This window comes from Nostoc sp. FACHB-280 (genome assembly GCF_014697615.1).
In the GTDB taxonomy this organism is placed as follows: Bacteria; Cyanobacteriota; Cyanobacteriia; order Cyanobacteriales; family Nostocaceae; genus Nostoc_B.
Genome location: NZ_JACJSD010000001.1, coordinates 84,609 through 104,476, shown reverse-complemented (window position 1 = coordinate 104,476; position 19,868 = coordinate 84,609). Strand labels below are relative to the sequence as shown.

Here is a 19,868-nt window from a genome sequence, read left to right as displayed (position 1 = left end):
CAAGATGAACCGCGACTTCATTCGTTTGGTGCAAGATGGGAATTAACGTAGTTTAACGCACCTGAAATTTAAACTATGTTTCAATCTTTAAATGACTATCTAACCCTTTGTTCTTGAATGAGGGTACGCTGGTAAATTTGGTGATTTTTAAACCAATGCCATGTGCGGGCGCGAGAGTTGTTATCTGGACTAATTTGAATCATTTCATATAAGTATGCGTCTGGAACTGTCTTATAAGAAAACCACAAAATTAAAGTAGAATCATCTATTTCCCAGGCTTTGCCTGTGATGCGTTCTGTATCAAACCAAATAGCTTTATCACAATATTTAGCTGGAAATTGATGTTCTTCTTGTTTACCATTAGCCCAGGTGTAGCGATTGACTTGGTAGTAAGAATCTGGACTGTCATTGGGAAATTGACAGCTTAAATGGGAGTTATGTTGATCTAAAATTTTGCCTTCCGTATCTACTAGTGTATAAGTTCCTACCCAATCGCCTTCGTGACGTGCAAGCACTGGCATTTCTTCTCTAAGATTAGACATGATGCAACTCCTATCAGTTGGCGTAAATACTTATCGTTAAGATTAAGGTAGGAACTCAATATTAGCCAGCTATTGTTCAATCATTTTAAAGAATCGGGTGAAGTAGTCGGGAAAGGTTTTGGCTGTACAACCGGGATCTTGAATTACAATTCCAGGAACCTTTAAGCCTGTGACAGCAAATGCCATAGCCATACGATGATCGTGATAAGTTTCAATGGCGGCTGGTGTAATGGGACTTGGTTCGACTTTTAACCCATCGGGGAATTCTTCAACCTTGACACCTAAGCGACGCAATTCAGTCACCACAGCATGAATACGTTCAGTTTCTTTGTAGCGGATATGTTCGACATTACGGATGGTAACGGGTGAATTGGCAAAAGGCGCGATCGCTCCTAATGTTTGTACAAGGTCAGAGATATCATTCATATCAATATCGATACCCTGTAATTGTTCTGGCCCAGTCAATTCAATATAATCATCAGCCTCACGTACTTGACAACCCATCTGTTCCAGCACATTCAGCCACAGAATATCACCTTGATAAGATTGCTTCGTTAAATACTTAACCCGCACCCGTCCACCAGTCACAGCAGCCGCAGCGAAAAAGTAAGACGCATTCGACGCATCCGGTTCGATAGTGTAATGTCGCGGTTGGTAACGCTGTCCCGCTTTGATATGAAATTGATTGTCGCCAACTTGATTCACCTCTACGCCAAAATCTGCCATGAGGCGACAAGTCATTTTCACGTAAGATTGAGAAACTAGTGTGCCTTCCACTTCAATAATTGTGTCTTGTTGAGCATAAGGCGCAATCATTAGCAATGCTGAGAGTTGTTGACTAGTTTGATTGGCTTTGATGCGAATATGTCCACCAGAAAATTGCTGACTGTAGATAGTGTAGGGCATATAACCAGCATTACCCTCAAAGTTAACGGTGGTTCCGCCTGTTTGGAACACGGTTAACATATCGCCCATCGGCCTTTCCCGCATTCTCGGTACACCATCTAAGCGATATTCCCCGTTACCGAGTACCACCAAAGCTGAGATAAACCGCGCGGCTGTACCTGCTAAACCGACAAATAAATCCGCCTGGGTTGCGGGAATTTCCCCACCTTTTCCTGACACTTGCATCTGTGCTGATTCAGGATTTAAGGTGATGGGAATGCCCAAATTTTCGACACATTTGGCAAAATATTCACTGTCTTCACTAAATAAGGCATTTTCTAAAATTGAGTCGCCTTGTGCCAAAGCAGCAACAAGTAATGCCCGATTAGTAATACTTTTAGAACCAGGAATTTCTACCGTGGCATCCACTGGGCGATCGAGAGCAGGTATAGCAATGGTATCCACGTTAAACCTCTAGATGGTCAGCTACAACTTAAATATTACGTGAGTTCGGGGGATTAAGAAATATGGGGAGTGTACTTCGGCTGCGCTCAGTAACCTGGGAGTTGGAAGTGGGGAGTGGGTGTATGGGTGAAAGGGTGTAGGGATGGAAAAGTTGTGGGTTGTATTGCAATGGATAAAATAGCTAAATACCGCGAGTACATTCAGACCTTGCTTACTCATTATGCTAGTGACGATGTTTCCGATGAGCAGGTTGAAACGCAACTTATCTTTGATACGGAACGAGATCATTATCAGTGGATGAATGTAGGTTGGCAACAATTTGACCGCATTTATCGTTGTGTTATCCACTTGGAAATTAAAAATGGAAAAATCTGGCTTCAGCAGAATTTAACGGATCAAAATCCGGCTGAAGAGTTGGTGAAGATGGGTGTTCCTAGAGATGACATTGTTTTGGGACTGCAACCTCCCTATAAAAGGCAGTACACAGATTATGGTGTGGCTTAGGGACTTCCAAATAAAAAAACATACAATTTTTCTTGTGGGGTGGACATCTTGTCCGCCCCTAGCCAAGGGCGGGCTAGAAGCCCACCCCACAAGATTTGATAATTTATTTCTTGGAAATCCCTTAAAAAATTCATCCGCGTTCATCTGCGTCCATCTGCGGTTAATGATTTGAAGTTCAGAATAGGGTATTACGAACCACCAAGAGCGCCAAGAATCTAGAATTTAATTTAGTGTAGCTTCACATTAAACTTGGTTTAAATCCTAAAAAAATATGGTGCGTTGTCGCAAAAGACAACGCACCACACAGATTTAATTATTTAATTCAACACAGATTGCATCAATGGTTTATCGGGTGAGACATTTCCTGAACGTAACCATTCTGACAGGTCTTCGGGTGCTTTGGCTTGTTTGAGGCGATCGCGCAAGTCTGTACCTTCGAGAATTTCTCTTTGCAGTAGTTCTTGGGCGGTTTCTTCTAGCAAGTCGCGGTTTTGTTGCAGAATGCTCAAAGCAATATGATGAGCGTTATCTACTATTTGCTTGACTTCTTGGTCAATTTCTTGGGCGACTTGGGGACTAATAGCGCGACGGGCGTTACCGTAACCATCAAGAAACTGCTGTTGGGTTTTTTCAAAGGCGACAGGGCCAAGTTTATCGCTCATTCCATACAAGGTAACGTAGCGTTCGGCTAAGTCGGTGGCTTTTTGGATATCGTCACTCGCGCCTGTGGAAACTTTGCCAAAGACGATTTCTTCAGCAGAACGTCCACCCAACAGGGTAGCAATGCGACCGCGAATTTCATCTTCAATCATCAAGAAGCGGTCTTCTTCGGGCATTTGAATCGTATAACCCAACGCACCAACACCACGGGGAACTACGGAGATTTTTTCAACTTTACCAGCCCCAGGCATCAATGCACCAATGATGGCGTGACCAACTTCGTGATAAGCGACGGTCTTTTTCTCGGTTTCGTTAAGCACACGGGAGCGTTTTTCTAAACCTGCAACCACCCGTTCGATCGCTTCGTTGAAATCTGCCATAATCACGGCGGGGCGATTTTGCCTTGCGGCTAACAATGCGGCTTCGTTGACGAGGTTGGCTAAGTCTGCGCCAGCAAAACCAGGAGTTCTGATGGCGATGGTGGCGAGGTTAACATCATCTGCCAATTTAACGCTGCGTGCATGAACCTTGAGAATTGCTTCTCGACCAATTTTATCAGGGCGATCAACTACTACTTGACGGTCAAAGCGTCCGGGACGGCGCAAAGCGGGGTCTAAAACTTCGGGACGGTTGGTGGCGGCGATGATAATTACCCCTGTGTTGGCATCAAAACCATCCATTTCGGTAAGTAATTGGTTGAGGGTTTGTTCCCGTTCATCGTTACCGCCGACAAATCCACCCGCACCACCGCGAGATTTACCTAATGCGTCTAATTCATCGATGAAGACAATACAAGGTGCTTGTTTTTTGGCTTGTTCAAACAAGTCGCGTACCCGCGCCGCACCGACACCAACGAATAATTCGATAAATTCGGAACCAGAGATGCTGAAGAAAGGAACCCCTGCTTCCCCTGCGATCGCTTTTGCTAGTAATGTTTTACCTGTACCTGGAGGCCCGACTAACAACACACCTTTAGGAATTTTCGCGCCTAAGTTGGTGTATTTGGTCGCATTTTTGAGGAAATCTACTATTTCTTCGAGTTCGACTTTGGCTTCATCTACTCCAGCCACATCGGGGAATTTTACCCCAGTGCTACCTTCAGAATAAATCCGGGCTTTGCTTTTACCAACAGTGAGTGCAGCCGGGCCACCACCTTGGCGATTAATTAAAAAGCCCCAAATCCCAAAGAAAATTAATGGGGGTGCAACCCAACTCAAAAGAGTCCCTATCCAAGCATTTTGGTCTGGGAGTGGTGCAGCAAATTCAACCTTATTCTCGCGCAGAATCTTCGGTAAATCTAAATCTAAGGCTACAGGCGTGGTGGCAAATACCTGTTCAGTAGTTTTATCATCGGGAGTCTGCCCTTTGAGCGTATACTCAATGCGATCGCCTCCTACTACAGCACGGTCTACTTTACCTTGCTGAACTAGCGCCACAAAGTCACTATAAGGCACTTGTGGCAATCGCGGCCCAAAGAAACTAGGAACAATAAAATTAAGCAGTAATAACAGAGTCAGTAGTATTAGTAAACTACCACCAAACTGCCTCACTCTTGGCGGTTTGATAGGATTTTGGTTATTTTTTTCTACAGGCATTTTGATTTATCCTTAATTAATTTTTTGCCAAAAGTCCAGCGTCAATATTTTTTCTTTTTACTTTTGCCTTTTGACTTTTGCCTTGTTCTACTAGCTTCTAGGTTGTGTACTTATGTGAATATTGTAGAGAGTCTGCCTTTGAGCTTATATTCGGGTATACCCTACAGAAAAAGGTGAATTGCCGTACTGCTATGCCAAACCAGTTAATTTTTATTGCCAAACTGCTTGTACTGTCAGCTTTGTTATCTGCGGCGATTAAGTACATTTTGCCAAGTGTGCCGCTTCCGGCGACAACGACAAACGCCTTAATTTTAGTTTTGTCACCGACTGTAATTATAGCGATCGCATTATTCTGGCGATTCCAAACAAAAACAAATTTAACTTAAATCATCTGGGCGTTATTGCTAAAATCAGCTAACCTAACTGCATCACCAACAGCCGGGAGTTAACCTGTGAACCTTGGTCAATGGATCGGTTTAATCGCCATAGTTCTTTCTTTATACATATTGTGGCAAATCAAAGAAGTTTTATTGCTGATGTTTGCCGCCGTGGTTTTAGCAACTACATTAAATCGGTTAGCAAAGCGTTTTCAAAACTTAGGAATTAAGCGCGGTTTTGCTGTCATCATTTCAGTGGCTCTCTTTTTTGCTGCGGTGGTGGTTTTTTTCCTGTTGATTGTGCCACCTTTTGCCCAACAATTTCATGAGTTAACTTACCGGGTTCCCCAAGGTATAGAACGCTTTAATAGTTGGCTGGATGAAATGAAAACCAGGGTTCCTAGCCAATTAGTCCCCTACATTCCCGATCTCAATAGTTTAATTCAGCAAGCACAGCCTTTTATTAATCGGGTTTTGGGGAGTTCCTTTGCCTTTGTCTCCAGTTCTTTAGAAGTTGTTCTGAAAGTTTTGTTGGTACTGGTGTGGACAGGAATGCTGTTAGCTGATCCCTTAGCTTACCGCCGAGTCTTTATTCGTGTATTTCCTTCCTTTTATCGCCGCCGGGTAGATGGCATTTTAGATAAATGCGAACTTTCATTGCAAGGATGGGTAACAGGTGCGCTGATTGCAATGGGTGTCGTCGGCTTGATGAGTGTGGTTGGCTTATCAGTTTTGGGTGTAAAAGCAGCCTTGGCTTTAGGAATTTTGGCGGGCTTTTTAAACTTAATACCCAATTTAGGCCCGACATTAAGTGTAGTCCCCGCAATGGCGATCGCTTTATTAGACGCTCCTTGGAAATCTTTAGCTGTCTTGATTCTCTACTTTTTTATTCAACAAACTGAAAGTAATTTTATTACACCTTATGTCATGGCACAACAAGTTTCATTGTTACCCGCCGTGACTTTAATTTCTCAATTATTTTTTGTGACATTCTTCGGCTTTTTAGGCTTATTTTTAGCTTTGCCTTTAACAGTTGTTGCTAAAATTTGGGTACAGGAAATTTTAATCAAAGATGTATTAGACCAATGGGGAATTCATCAATCCAAAGAAACTGAGGTGGTGATAGTTTGTAACCCTCCTAATAATCATGATGAATTTTATGAGGAACATCCCCCTAATGCGGTGGAAGAGAATTTGCCTAAAGAAGATTAAAGAGACAAGGGAGACAAGGGAGAGATAGATTTCACAATATGAATGCTCACAAGATAGAAGTTGTTTTAACTGAAGATGGGACTTTAACTCTACAGGGATTACCTTTTCATGCTGGGGATGTTGTAGAAGTGATTATTCTAGAAACTAAAACGCCACAACATCAAGCACCGCCGTTACTTTCATTAACTACAAATCCTTATCCTCTCCACAACACACAGCCTTACCGTTATAATGACCCTACTGAACCCGTCGCTTTAGAGGACTGGGAAGTTTTGCAGTGATTATACTTGATACTCATATTTGGGTCTGGTGGGTACAAAATGATTCACAACTGACTAAACAACAACAAAAATGGTTAAAAGATTACGAGTCTGACTGTTTAGGAGTAAGCATTCTTTCATGCTGGGAAGTAGCCAAATCGGTAGAAAAAAAGAGATTGATTTTGCCTTTAGCTATTGATAAATGGCTAGAAGTTGCCTTAGCTTATCCTGGTGTACAACTATTAAATTTGTCTCTACCAATAGTCATTGATTCAACTCAATTAAATGGCTTCCATAGCGACCCTTTTGATCAACTTATTGTGGCTACCGCAAGATTTTATAGTTGCCCTTTATTAACTGCCGATACAAAAATTCTTAACTATCCTGATGTGCAAACGCTGAAGTAGATAGAAGTTTAGCTTGCGTTGGTCATCAGTTAAGGTTGTGAGTAAATTTTACACTCTCAAGCAGATATGAAAAGGTGCTGGAATGAAAAATTCTGAGTGGTTCACTGCGTAAGTACTGTTACGATGATTTTACTCTGACGGAAAAATTTGTGTATAAATCGTAACTAAAAATAATATTTTTTTGCAAAAACTTCCGTAAAAAACCAAGTATTATTACTGAGGATTCACTGTTTGTTTATGGTTAAGGTGTATTCAAGTGTGTAGGCATAACTAAGTATATGTGATGACGAATTTAAAAATCAGATGAGTATCACAATGCTAATTATGCGGTGCATCTACCACTTATGAAGCTGTACTGAGGGTGAGTGATCGCTCACTAAATTTCTTGGTGCAGTACATCCAAATTACACCCACACCAGCATTTTTTCATGCCAATTGAAACTGTAAATATTACTACCACTGCTTTACCGTCAACGTATTATCTCGTTGCTTTTGATGCTAACGGCAATGAACGTCTAGAACCTACTGGTTTCATCAGCCAAAAGTTAGTAGATATACTATCTTCCGAACCCATAACAGACGTATTTTTGATTAGTCACGGATGGTTAGGTGATATTCCCGCAGCCAAAGAACAATACACCAAATGGATAACAGCTATGGGGCGTAACGCTGCTGATATCCAAAAAATTAAAGAATTACGCCAGTCACAAAATCAGGAATTTCGCCCCTTACTAATTGGGTTACATTGGCCGAGTAAACCTTGGGGAAATGAAGACTTAAACGCTAAACCTAGAACCACATCTTTTGACACATCAGGGTCAGAGTTAAATAATTTAATTGATGAATATGCTCAAGATGTAGCTGATACAGAAACAGCCCGTGATGCACTTAGAACAATTTTTGCAGCTTCAATAGAATATGCCTATCCGCCAGAAACATTACCGCCGCAAGTGAACCAAGCTTATGAGGTGCTAATCAAGGAAGCCGCTCTCAACGGTGATGAAGAAGATAACGCATCTTTAAACTTAAATCCAGCAAGTATTTATCAATCACTAAGAGCAGATGAACCAGAAACCCAAGAAATCAGTTTTGGAATTGGTGATTTTTTCCAAGCTAAAACTAATCCATTTCTGGACGTTTTAGGTTATCTCTCCTATTGGAAGATGAAAGAAAGGGCGCGGGATATTGGTAGTACCAGTGGCTTTAAGTTATTAACTCAACTGCAAAAAGCTGCCGCTAAAACAGTCCGATTTCATCTGGTGGGACATAGTTTTGGATGTATTATGGTTTCTTCAATTGTGGCTGGAAAAGACAATAGTCAGTTAGTCCGCCCAGTTGATTCTTTAGTATTGATTCAAGGGGCTTTATCACTTTGGTCTTACTGTCCTGATATTCCTCGCCGCAAGAATTTACCTGGTTGTTTTTCTTCTATTATCAATAAACGCAAAGTTACAGGCCCAATTGTTACTACTCGGTCGATTCACGATAGTTCTGTGACCAAACTTTATCCAGCAGCCAGTGTACTTGGTAGGCTCCAAGGTCAAGATATTAACTTTGCTGAGACTAAATCAGAATTTCCTGAGTATGGCAGTATTGGCACATTTGGTATTCAGGGGATTAACGAAAGTATCAGCCTCAAAATGTACCCTTGTGACAAGCCCTATAATTTCCAAGCAGGTAAAGTTTACAACTTAGAAAGTAGCGAGTTTATCCGTAACCGCAAGAATAATAAAGATGACGATGCTCACAACAGCATTGATAAGCCGGAAGTAGCTCATGCTGTTTGGGCTGCGGCTTTTGGTAGTTAATTCAACAATTAAAATTAAAACACAGGGTGTACTGAATATGGTCGTAGAACCACTAACCGAAGAACTATATTTCAACGGTATTGATGCTGCTTCTGGTAGCTATTTATTGCCACCATTAACACCAGAACAGTTGTCAAGAATTGCTCAGGGTGAAAGTTTTGACCCGGAAGAACTCATTGAACTTCAGCAAAAAGACCAAAAAGTGAAAGGTCTAGACCCGCATTTTGCGCCGATGGAAGGGATAGACCCGAAAAACTTGGCGGAAACAGGTTGGGGTGTGATTTTTGCCTTTAATGCTGACCCAGCTATTAAAGAAGCTCTGAAAGAATTATTAGAGCATCGCCAAAGACAAGCAACCGCGAAAAAAGAGCATTTTTATAAAGAATACATAGGCCCCAAAGGTTATCGTCCTGGGGAATCGAAGAATCAATTTTTATCACGTCATGGTGTTGGCCCAGGCCCAGCCGACCCAGATAAAATGCCATACTACCTGTTAATTGTGGGTGATCCAGAGACGATTCCCTATCGTTTTCAATATCAATTAGATGTGCAGTATGCAGTGGGTCGAATTTACTTCGATACGCCAGAAGAATATGCTCAGTATGCGCGGAGTGTGGTGCAAGCCGAAACCACTAATTTATCTTTACCTCGCCGCGCCAGCTTTTTTGGTGTACGTAACGCCGCAGATCAAGCCACTCAACTCAGCGCCGAAAACTTGATTCGGCCTTTAGCTGACTGGATGCTGAATGAGCAGAAAGACAACGAGTGGACAGTTAACAGTATTCTGGCAGAAGAAGCGACTAAAGCCCGTTTAGGCAGATTATTAGGTGGGGAAGAAACACCAGCATTGTTGTTTACTGCTAGTCATGGGATGGGTTTTCCCAATGGTCATGAAAAGCAACTCCGCCACCAAGGAGCGTTATTGTGTCAAGATTGGCCAGGCCCGTTGACATGGCGCGAAGCAATTCCTGAAGATTTTTACTTTTCGGCTGATGATGTTGGTAGTGATGCCAAGTTGTTAGGGTTAATTGCTTTTCACTTTGCTTGTTACGGTGCGGGGACTCCCAAACTGGATGAATTTGCTCATCAGAAAAACTCGAATGAAAGATTAGCGATCGCACCTAAGTCTTTCATTGCACCTTTACCACGACGATTGCTGAGTCACCCCAACGGTGGGGCTTTGGCGGTGATTGGTCACGTTGAACGGGCTTGGGGTTGTTCTTTTGTGTGGGAAAAAACTGGTAAACAATTAGCAGTTTTTCAAAGTACCTTAAAACGGTTACTAGAAGGACATCCAGTCGGATCAGCCGTAGAATATTTCAACGAACGCTATGCGGAATTATCTTCTGACCTCAGCACAGAACTAGAAGAAATTAAATATGGTGCGCTCGCTAATCCCATCACTATATCGGGAATGTGGACAGCGAATAACGATGCTCGCAGTTACGCAATTATTGGCGACCCCGCAGTTAGGCTAGTTGTCGGTAACAATTCCACAGGCGATCGCCCTGTGATCGAATCCATCAAGTTACCCACAGCACCCACAACACCGCAGACATCATCGGATACACCTGCAATTCAACAAGCCCAAGCAAACTTATCCCAAGCCTTAGAGCAGTTTATCAAAGCTGTTGATCAAACCGCAGGCGATCGCTCTCAAAAACTTCAAGTCACAGTTTCTACTGTGGTGAGTTTACTGGAGACTCTCAAGAAATTAGGTTAATTCGGTAATGAAAACTTAGGGGCTAGAGGCTAGAGGCTGGGGATTTGTGAAACTTCCTTTGTCTCTAGCTTTTCCTGATTAAATAGGACTTACGTACAGGCTACGGAAAAACGAACCACAGAGACGCAGAGTTCACGGAGGAGAGTTTGAGAGGTATTTTGCGTAAGTCTTATTAAACTATCTCCATTCCACACTTCATACTTTACACTTCATACTTCCAATGAACACCTTCGAGATTATCATCCAACGCAAATCAGGAGAGAACTGGCCGATTGTGGTCGAATATAGTCGGCCGGGAACACTTTTACCATTGCGTGCGGAAGGTAATCTCCAACTAACGGAAACAGATTTACAACAACAAATTAGTTTACTAGGACAACCACAAAAATACGGCATACTCTTGGGTAAAGCCTTATTCCAAGATGAAATCCGTGATGCTTTTACCGCCGCAATTCGGGAGAGTGAAGATTGTTTGCGGGTTTTGCTGTTCATCGAGGCTGTTGATAAAGAACTTAGAACTCTGCGTTGGGAAAGGTTGTGCGCCCCTTTAGATGAAGGTTGGCAAATGTTAGCACTTGATCAGCGAGTGCCTTTTTCTCTATATATTCCCGCCACCACCGACCGACGTTTCCCCCCCATTGGACGCAGAGATTTACGCGCCTTAATCTTAGTTGCTAGTCCCTCGGATTCCCAGAAGTATCAATTAGATTTGTTTGATGTGGAAGGTACTGTTAAAAGCGTGCGTTCTGCTTTGGGTGATATTCCCAGTGATGTGTTAGCAACTGTTGATGGCGCAATGGGTTTACCAACTTTAGATGAACTCTGCACTCATTTAACAGACAGAACAAAGCAGTATACATTATTACACTTTGTCAGCCACGGCAAATTACTCGACAATGGCGAGACGGTACTTTATTGGTCAAAGGCTGATAATACAGTTGAGCCAGTCACAGCCACGCGGTTATTAGATAGACTGCGGTTATTACGTGGCGCAAAGGGATTACCTCATTTTACCTTTCTTTGTACTTGTGAAAGCGCCCATCCAGATGCAGAGGCGGGATTAGGTGGTTTGGGACAGCGTTTGGTGCGAGATTTGGGAATGCCGGCGGTTGTCGCTATGACGGAAAAAGTTTCGGTGAAAACCGCCCAAGCTTTAGCAGAACATTTTTATAAGCAACTACACGAGTCTGGGGAAGTTGACAAGGCGCTACAAGAGGCGGCGGCTTCCTTGGCTGAAAGGTATGATGTGACAGTACCGGCTTTGTTTAGTCGGTTGGGTGGTAGACCATTATTTAGTGACCAACTCGATAGAGATTTGACAGCCGCAGAAATCGAGTTTGGTCTGAAACAATTAGAAAAATTATTGTTAGAGCGATCGCCCATACTATACCCCAAACTCCACAACCCATCTCAAAAATTAACCGATACTTTCGGCACAGATATCACCACTTTAAGTCCCCAAGCGAAACAAGAACGGGAACAAGCGTTAATCGAAGTCAATAACTTGGCGCTGGAAGTCTTGGACTTGAGTTTTAATGCGGTGGCTTTGAATAAGCAATTACCAGCCTACGATAGCCGTTGTCCGTTTTTGGGTTTGTATCCTTTCCGCCAACAAAACCGCGAGTTCTTTTTTGGGCGAGAACAATTAATTACCCAACTACAACAAAAACTAGCAGAACATAACTTTTTGGCGGTGTTGGGTGCATCGGGGAGTGGTAAATCATCAGTAGTGTTGGCGGGGTTAATTCCGACGCTGCAAGAAAAACAGCCTGATTTAGTCTTGGCTTATCTCACCCCCAACACTAACCCCAGCGAACAACTCCAAGCTAGTTTAGCGGCGGTGCAGAATCAACCATCAATTATTGTAGTTGACCAATTTGAAGAACTATTCACCCTATGTAGTGACGAAACTCAGCGCCAAGAGTTTATTCAAAAATTATTGAGTTTGACTCAGCAACAGCCTGTAATTGTCACCATGCGGGCAGATTTTTGGGGTGAATGTGCAACTTATCGTCCACTCAAAGAGTTGATGGAATCTCACCAAAAATTAATCGGGGCGATGGACGCGGCGGAATTGCGAAAAGCAATGGAATTACAAGCCGCACAAGTGGGGTTACGTTTTGAAGCTGGGTTGAGTAATAACATTTTAGATGATGTGCAAGGCGAACCAGGGGCAATGCCTTTATTGCAACACGCCTTGCTGGAGTTATGGAAACGGCGACATGGGCGGTGGTTGCGGGTTGAGGAATATGAAGCCATTGGGGGTGTGCAGAAAGCGATCGCCCAAACTGCCGATGAAGTTTACAATAGTTTGTCAGCCGACGAACAAGAACAATTTAAAAATATCTTCATCCGGTTAACTCGCTTGGATGAAAACGCCGTCCAAGGTGAAAGGCGCAGAGATACACGCCGCCGCGTTGGGTTAGAAGAATTAATTCCCGCCGACGACAAGCAAATATTAACCAAAAATCTCCTCAAGCGGTTAGCAGGTGAAGGTGCGCGACTGATAGTAGTTAGTGTTAACTCAGCCACATTTCAAGAAGAAGTCGAAGTCGCCCACGAAGCCTTAATTCGCCATTGGCCAAGATTAATTACTTGGTTAGATGAAAATCGCGTCAGTTTGCAACTGCGTGAAACAATTCGCCAAGCAGCCTTTGAGTGGGAAAAACAACAAAAAGACGAAAATTATCTGATTCATCGCGGCGGTAGATTAAAAGAATCCCAAGAACTTTTAAAACAATCGGGCTTTTTAAATCAACTCGAATCAGAATATATCTCTACCTGTGCAGCATTTCACTTACGCCAAGAACAAGAAAAAATCAATCGTCACCGTCGTGATGTTACCACAATCCTTTTCATGAGTGGCGGTACAATCATTACCTTAATTATTACAAGTTTATTATTCAAATCATTAGAGCTGTGGCGCAAAGGAGAATTTAATGAAATCAATGCTAGTAGTTTAAATTCTTTGGCAACCTTTAATTCTCATCAAGAGTTGAAGTCAGTCATCCTAGCAATTAAGGCAGGCAAAAAACGACAGACACAAAATAACATTAAACTGTTCTTTTCCGAACCATTATCACTGATTCATCCGCCTGAACCATTCAGAGAAATTCTAGAAAAAATCAATGTCGGCAAGACCACGCAAAAACTCGATCAATCGCAGCCTAGAGTCATCGAAGCTTTGCAAAAATCCGTATATCAAATTAAAGAACGTAATCGTTTAATTAAACATGAGGCTACTGTTCAAACAATTGCCTTCAGCCCTAATGGACAAATTATCGCCTCCGGTAGTGCTGATAAAACTATTAGGCTTTGGGATTTACACGGTAAAGAGTTAAAAGTTCTCAAAGAACATCAAACTAGTATTACAAGTCTTGCCTTTAGTCCCGATGGTAAAACTCTTGCTTCTGCTAGTGAAGATGGTGAGGTAAAAATCTGGAATTTAGAACATTTTGATGAGAAAAATAAAAATTTAATTTCAAAACGAGATTGGAAAGCGGAAGAGGTGATTACAAAAATTAACTTTACTCCTGACAGTCATAATTTAATTATTGCTGGTTTATTTGATGTCAAAATATGGGATTTAACAGGACAAGAATCTGAACCTCAATTGCTGACAGAAGATAGTGGAGATATCATTATTACAAGTACATCTTTACGCGCAGATGGTAAAATATTAGCAATTGCTAAGGTAAGTGATAAAAATTTTGCTTCTAAGGATAATTGGCAAGATAGTACTATAGAACTTTGGAATTTAGAAAATAAACCCAAAAAATATACTCAATTTATTGCAGCACAGAAAAATACAATTTCAAGCATGGTTTTCAGTCCAGATAATAAAACTTTAGCGGCTGCAAATGTTGATCGTGTAGTGAAAATTTGGGATTTAAAGCAGTTAAATAGTCAGCCAATAAAAACCTTAAAGCCGCCTAGTGATACTCAGGATAAAAGTGAAGATATTAATATAGCTCTAGACTTATTAGCCTTCAGTCCAGATGGTCAAACTCTGGCTTATGGTGATAATAAGACTGTTCAAATATGGGATTTAAATACTCAAAAATTACAAACTAGTTTAAAGGGTCATCAAGCTGATATCTCTAGTGTTGCTTTTAGCCCTAATGGTGGAACATTAGCCTCAGCAGGTGGAGACAATACTATTATTCTCTGGAATTTAGATGGCAAACTTTTAAATACTCTTACAGGACATGAAGCAGCCGTTAATCGTCTGACTCTTAGTTCTAATGGTCAAATTTTAGCTTCTGCCAGTGATGATAATACAGTCAAACTCTGGGACTTAAATGGCAAACTTTTACATACATTAACAGGACATAAATATGCAGTCACAAATATTGCTTTTAGCCCCGATAATCAAACTTTAGCTTCTACCAGCAATGATAATACAATCATTATCTGGAATTTAGATGGTACATTATTACATAAACTGACAAAAAATAACTATTCACTGACGAATATTGCTTATAGTCCTGGTGGTTATATCTTAGCTTCTGCCGGTAGTGATAATACTATTAATCTTTGGGATGTAAACGGTAATTTATTACATACCCTCAAAGGTCATAAATATGCAATTACTAGTATTGTTTTTAGTCACAAAAATAAAATTATCGCTACAGCCAGCAAAGACAAAACCATTAAACTCTGGAATTTTCAAGGCGAGTTACTAAAAACACTCAAAGGTCATCAAGCAGCCGTTACAAATATTGCTTTTAGCCACAATGATAAAATTTTAGCTTCTGGTAGCGAAGATGGCACACTGAAACTTTGGAATTTACAGGGTAAACTATCATCCTCAACTTTTAAAGATAAAAATCATTCAGCGCCTATTACAAGTGTTGTTTTTAGTCGTGATGATAATCAGGTTATCTTTGGCAGTGCAGATGGTACTGTTAGACTTTGGGTGAAGAATAAAAGTTTACGTACCTTAACAGCGCATCAAGCAGGCGTAACTAGCATTGTTTTTGATGCCAAAACTAACACTTTTGCATCTACCAGCGAAGATAACACAGTTAAATATTGGAACTTAAATGGCACATTGTTGCAAACTTTTCGGGGACATCAAGCCGCAGTGACTAGTGCTATTTTTCATCCTTATAAAAGGATACTGATTAGTGCTAGTAAAGATAAAACGATTAAAGTTTGGAAGCTGAATAAAATTGGGCAAATTCTCAAGCATTCAGACACAGTTACAAGTGTAGTTTTCAGTCGGGATGGGAAAACTTTAGCTTCTGGTGGTTATGATAAAATAATTAAACTTTGGAACTTAGATGGCACGGAATCAAATCCCCAAGAGTTTTATATTAAAGAAGATGTTACTAAAATAATCTTGTCTCCTGATGGAAAAAATCTAATTGCGTCCACTAAAGGAGAAAAAATTATCTTCCAAAATTTACAGGATGATGAAAAAGAAAAAGAAGAGGGAGAGAAGGAAAAACAGAAGCAGCATACAGGTAATTTTACTAGCATTGCTCTTAGCCCTGATGGTAAAATAGTTGCCTCTGTTAGTAGCTATAAAACTATCAAACTTTGGGATTTAAATGGTAATCTCATCCCTACCTTTAAAGAACCTCAAGGAGAATTTACACAAGTCGTATTTAGCCCTGATGGTAAAACTCTAGCTTCGGGTAGTAAGGATAAAACCATCAAAATTTGGGATTTAAATGGTAATCTTCAGCGAACTTTAGAAGGATATGAAGATGAAACCAACCCAATAGATTTTAGTCCAAATGGACAAACTCTTGTTTCTAGTAGTAAGAATACTATCATCCTCTGGGATTTAAAAAATAATCAGAAAAAGAGTTTTCCAGAACAGCAAGAAAGTAAAAACAATAAAGACGAAATTCAACAATTAGTCTTTAGTCATGACAGTAAAATTATCGCATCTATTAGTAAGGATAAAAATATCAACCTCTGGGATTTAAACGGTAATCTCTTGCATACCCTAAAAGGACATGAATCTCAGGTAACAAGTGTAGTTTTCAGTCCTGATGGTAAAAATTTGGCTTCTAGTAGTAAGGATAAAACTATCAAACTTTGGGATTTAGATGGTCGTCTGTTAAACACATATTTTGGCCATGAGTCTGTCGTCACAACTGTAGCCTTTAGTCCCGATGGCAAAACTTTGGCTTCTGGTAGTTGGGATAATACTGTGCGATTGTGGAATGTGGAAGAAACTGACTTAAATAGGTTGCTTGCCAGTGCTTGTGAATGGGTAAAAGATTACTTGGATAATAGCGATGATATAGAAGGAAGAGACAAAAAAGTCTGTGATAATATTTCCCTATCTCAATAACTCTGGGAAAGCAACTGGGAATTTAAGGCTTTGCTAATGCGATCGCCTGCAAATTCTAAATGAGCTATTGTGTAAATATCTAAAGCTTTGCCAAATTCTTTTAGCTTGCTATCAATGGCTGTTTGCAGTTGTCGCAATTCATACCAAGCTAGTGTGCGGCTATCTTCTAATTCATCATGAGTCTGCAACAGCATCTCTAACAAGATATTCAGATGTTCTTGTTGTAGGGAACGGCGAATACTAGATATTGATTTTGGTTGTTCTGGGGTGAAAATTTCTGTCCAAATACCTGTTTGCAGGGTATCAAATAACTCTGGTAAAGACAGTGCTTCTCCAGGTGGTGTTTTTAATTCTACATCCCGCAGCCGATTGATGCGATCGCTATCTAACAGCGATCGTAAAATGGTACTCTGAAAACTGAGAATGCGATCGTGAATTGGATAATCAAGACGAGCATGATGTATGGGACTACCCCAATGTTGCCAGCGCGACGGTGCAAGTTGATTTAACAACTGCGGTGAGAAACTAAAAGCATCCTCCGCAAACACATATTCTTGCAACTTTGCTAATGCTTGACGCTGTTGGGTTAGCGAAACAGGTACAAAAGCCCAAGAACTATCATCACCAACATGAAGCCGCCGAAATGACTGCCCACCAATATATTGAGAAAGTAAGCTGGCATTGCGGAAATAATATCTCAGCACTCTATTAAACAAAACCCGCAAGCTACTATAACTTTCTCCCTTGGGTAAATAACCCTCATCCAGACGTTGCCACATCACACGGGCGTTGTCCATTTGCCATTGAGAGTACATCAGCACATCACTACTCATATCCCAAACATTCGCTAATGGGTTGATGTCGCGGATATCTTCGTCGGTGGCGTAAGACAATTCTGGTTGCGGTGATGCTAAAGCAATTGCTTCTAAAAAGCTTTTTTCAGTTTCCGGCGTAACTATTTCACCCTCTACATCAGGCAGTTTTTTGTAACCATAGGCAATTGCCCATTCATCATAAGGGCCAACTACACTCGGAAAATACTCACCTTGTTGCACTCCTTGAGGGGCAATATTCACAGGTAAATAGTCCATCACCGAACCTGCTAAACCTTTGGTTTGGGTGATTTCGGGGTTATTCAATTCTTGCGGCGCTAACATTGTGCTGCCATGAAAATTGTGCCGCAAACCCAGAGTGTGTCCCACCTCATGGGCAATAACAGAACGCAAGTATTGATGAACATACTCCTTCATCATTTCACTATTGGGCTTGGTATTTTGCAGCAGTGATAATGCTAACGCCCCCATAGCGACTTGTTCGGTAGACTCTGTGCCGTAACAAGTCTCTGTGTCTTGGGAGTGGGGAGTGGGGAGTGGGGAGTGGGGGGAGACAAGGTAGAGGGGGTAGACAAGGTGGAAAGACTCCTCCCTTATCTTCCCTGTCTCCCTTGTCTCCCTTGTCCCCCTTGTCTCCCCTGCACCCCTGCCCCCTGCCCCCTGCCCCCGGTTGGTGAGCGTAGCCGAACCACTGCCTTCCGTCTGACACATTGATGAAGCTTCAATCAGTGCATGATATTCTTGTTGAACTGAGCGCACCATGTTGGCATCAACAATAATATCTGCATCTAATATTTCGCCAGTGAGGGGGTTTACACGCATCGGCCCTCTGGCAAAACCAGCATCTAAAGAGTTGAACCAGCGAATAGTGTTGTAGCGCACATCTGCGGGATGCCATTCAGCATCATCTGGCATTTGTCGCACTTCAATAGCATTTTGAAATCCAGCTTTTTCAAAAGCTTTATTCCACATTAAAACGCCTTCACGAATGGCATCTCGGTATATTGGTGGAACAGCATTTTCAATCCAAAATACAATCGGTTTTTTGGGTGGAGATAAAGGTGCGTTAGGGTCGGATGGTTCTAAATGCCAACGATTAATGTACCGGACAAATGGTTCTTGAATATTATCTGGAGAAAAATCTTGGAATGCAGTAATAAAATAACCTACTCGGTCATCGGCAATTCTGGGAATATAGCCGTTATTTTCTGGCAGTTGAGAAAAACTATAATGTACTTTTAAACTCAGGGCGCGACTGTCTGGCAATGTTATTAGATTTGCCCCTTCTGGTGCAGAAAAACCATATATCGAATCAATCTCGACATTTTTCAGAAAACTCTGCACATCACCAAAATAAGATTTAGTTTTATCGAAGTGATATTCAGCTTGTAAATAGTATTTTAATAAAGGTGCTAACCCGGAAAAATCCTGCATTAACAGTTCTTCTAGGTCAATAACTAGACTTTTCGTGCTTGGCTCAATACTATCAATTGCCACAGAATAAAGTACTGAATCACTAAATGAACGAGTTAGCGATCGCTGTTCAGCTTCACCTGATTTTATCCGAAATTTGACATTCTGAACTACAAAATGCAAATTGTCCTTGACGCGCCGCCAATAAAACAAAAAATCAGCTAAAGGTAATCCACTATAAATCCCACTTTCCCCAATCCCAGATTCTAAAGTAACTGTAGCGAGATAACTTTTATTTAGCTGTTCTGGCTTAATTGCTAAATAAATTTTGCCTGATTCTGAGTCTTGATAAGTTGTGAATAGTCCTGCTTGTTTAATTATCCCTTTAACTACAGGCTGAGATTGTTGTGTTTCTACTTGTTTATTCTCGCCAAAATCACTAGTAGCTGCTAAATTTTCTACTCCAGGAATTGAGTTTATCTCTTGAGGATTTTTTTCTGAAATTTGATTTGCAATTGCCCAACTATGATTACAGAAAAAGTTATATAGCAATATTGTGCAGATTGCTAACTTGGCGATCCAGTGTTTCATTCTTTAGCTTTTGTTTGTGCAGTGGTGATTTTGTAGAGAAAACCCTGTAGTTTTCCGATATTTCTTCAATATTTAAGGCTGACTGGTAGTGTTAATTCACTGTAGTCAGGCAAAGAATTTTTCTGGTTCCAGTGAAATTAATTGTATCTTAAGGTAGATGTTTTATACAGCTAGAGATATATGTTTTTTTGAACTATATATTGTAAAGCTGTTGAAATAATGTATGTCTTGCTACAGTCTTTCCATAACAAAATCCCCGCCTTTGATTCAAAAGGCGAGGATT

General features: G+C 41.1%; 12 protein-coding genes. 8 read left to right on the top strand and 4 right to left on the bottom strand.

Features of this window, described 5'->3' with window-relative positions; genetic code table 11:
* Window positions 1–95: 95 nt before the first annotated feature.
* Together H6G75_RS00420 and aroA are read right to left on the bottom strand one after the other, a co-directional pair.
* The gene (locus tag H6G75_RS00420) at window positions 96–542 is read right to left on the bottom strand and encodes a DUF3598 family protein (protein WP_190978043.1); all 447 of its coding nucleotides are present in this window, start codon (window positions 540–542) and stop codon (window positions 96–98) included.
* Between the two features lie 69 nt (window positions 543–611).
* Window positions 612–1,892 carry a 3-phosphoshikimate 1-carboxyvinyltransferase gene (gene aroA, locus H6G75_RS00415; protein WP_190978042.1) on the bottom strand — a complete coding sequence of 427 codons (1,281 nt, stop codon included), beginning with the start codon at window positions 1,890–1,892 and terminating at the stop codon, window positions 612–614.
* A 168-nt stretch (window positions 1,893–2,060) separates the two neighbouring features.
* Between aroA and H6G75_RS00410 the strand changes: the two genes are divergently transcribed.
* A complete protein-coding gene (locus tag H6G75_RS00410) occupies window positions 2,061–2,396 on the top strand; it encodes a XisI protein (RefSeq protein ID WP_190978294.1) in 336 nt (111 codons plus the stop codon).
* A gap of 317 nt (window positions 2,397–2,713) precedes the next feature.
* Here H6G75_RS00410 and ftsH read toward each other — a convergent pair whose 3' ends face one another.
* Window positions 2,714–4,651, bottom strand: a complete 1,938-nt coding sequence (gene ftsH / locus H6G75_RS00405; RefSeq protein ID WP_190978041.1) for an ATP-dependent zinc metalloprotease FtsH — start codon at window positions 4,649–4,651, stop codon at window positions 2,714–2,716.
* A 191-nt stretch (window positions 4,652–4,842) separates the two neighbouring features.
* Between ftsH and H6G75_RS00400 the strand changes: the two genes are divergently transcribed.
* The 7 genes from H6G75_RS00400 to H6G75_RS00370 all read left to right on the top strand — a co-directional run bounded on the left by H6G75_RS00400 (window position 4,843) and on the right by H6G75_RS00370 (window position 16,748).
* On the top strand, window positions 4,843–5,037 hold the full coding sequence (locus H6G75_RS00400; protein WP_190965977.1) for a hypothetical protein: 195 nt from the start codon (window positions 4,843–4,845) through the stop codon (window positions 5,035–5,037).
* A 66-nt stretch (window positions 5,038–5,103) separates the two neighbouring features.
* Window positions 5,104–6,240 (top strand): AI-2E family transporter, encoded by a 1,137-nt coding sequence (locus H6G75_RS00395; RefSeq protein ID WP_190978040.1) that lies wholly within the window; start codon window positions 5,104–5,106, stop codon window positions 6,238–6,240.
* Window positions 6,241–6,278: 38 nt separating this feature from the next.
* Window positions 6,279–6,521, top strand: coding sequence for a hypothetical protein (locus H6G75_RS00390; RefSeq protein ID WP_190978039.1), 243 nt, complete (start codon window positions 6,279–6,281; stop codon window positions 6,519–6,521).
* A complete protein-coding gene (locus tag H6G75_RS00385) occupies window positions 6,518–6,907 on the top strand; it encodes a PIN domain-containing protein (RefSeq protein ID WP_190978038.1) in 390 nt (129 codons plus the stop codon). The genes H6G75_RS00390 and H6G75_RS00385 overlap by 4 nt, the downstream gene beginning before the upstream one ends.
* Window positions 6,908–7,335: 428 nt before the next feature.
* Window positions 7,336–8,715 carry a hypothetical protein gene (locus tag H6G75_RS00380; protein ID WP_190978037.1) on the top strand — a complete coding sequence of 460 codons (1,380 nt, stop codon included), beginning with the start codon at window positions 7,336–7,338 and terminating at the stop codon, window positions 8,713–8,715.
* 37 nt (window positions 8,716–8,752) lie between these two features.
* The gene (locus H6G75_RS00375; protein WP_190978036.1) at window positions 8,753–10,438 is read left to right on the top strand and encodes a C25 family cysteine peptidase; all 1,686 of its coding nucleotides are present in this window, start codon (window positions 8,753–8,755) and stop codon (window positions 10,436–10,438) included.
* 220 nt (window positions 10,439–10,658) lie between these two features.
* On the top strand, window positions 10,659–16,748 hold the full coding sequence (locus tag H6G75_RS00370) for an eIF2A-related protein (protein WP_190978035.1): 6,090 nt from the start codon (window positions 10,659–10,661) through the stop codon (window positions 16,746–16,748).
* Here H6G75_RS00370 and H6G75_RS00365 read toward each other — a convergent pair.
* The gene (locus H6G75_RS00365) at window positions 16,742–19,585 is read right to left on the bottom strand and encodes a zinc-dependent metalloprotease (RefSeq protein ID WP_190978034.1); all 2,844 of its coding nucleotides are present in this window, start codon (window positions 19,583–19,585) and stop codon (window positions 16,742–16,744) included. The two genes, H6G75_RS00370 and H6G75_RS00365, sit on opposite strands and share 7 nt — an antisense overlap.
* Window positions 19,586–19,868: the final 283 nt, after the last annotated feature.

What these genes read in the sequence shown, in the direction of transcription:
- H6G75_RS00375 (WP_190978036.1), top strand. Translation starts at nt 8,753, where the DNA reads ATGGTCGTAGAACCACTAACCGAAGAACTATATTTCAACGGTATTGAT.
- H6G75_RS00420 (WP_190978043.1), bottom strand. Translation starts at nt 542, where the DNA reads ATGTCTAATCTTAGAGAAGAAATGCCAGTGCTTGCACGTCACGAAGGC.
- H6G75_RS00380 (WP_190978037.1), top strand. Translation starts at nt 7,336, where the DNA reads ATGCCAATTGAAACTGTAAATATTACTACCACTGCTTTACCGTCAACG.
- ftsH (WP_190978041.1), bottom strand. Translation starts at nt 4,651, where the DNA reads ATGCCTGTAGAAAAAAATAACCAAAATCCTATCAAACCGCCAAGAGTG.
- H6G75_RS00410 (WP_190978294.1), top strand. Translation starts at nt 2,061, where the DNA reads ATGGATAAAATAGCTAAATACCGCGAGTACATTCAGACCTTGCTTACT.
- H6G75_RS00370 (WP_190978035.1), top strand. Translation starts at nt 10,659, where the DNA reads ATGAACACCTTCGAGATTATCATCCAACGCAAATCAGGAGAGAACTGG.
- H6G75_RS00390 (WP_190978039.1), top strand. Translation starts at nt 6,279, where the DNA reads ATGAATGCTCACAAGATAGAAGTTGTTTTAACTGAAGATGGGACTTTA.
- H6G75_RS00400 (WP_190965977.1), top strand. Translation starts at nt 4,843, where the DNA reads ATGCCAAACCAGTTAATTTTTATTGCCAAACTGCTTGTACTGTCAGCT.
- H6G75_RS00365 (WP_190978034.1), bottom strand. Translation starts at nt 19,585, where the DNA reads ATGAAACACTGGATCGCCAAGTTAGCAATCTGCACAATATTGCTATAT.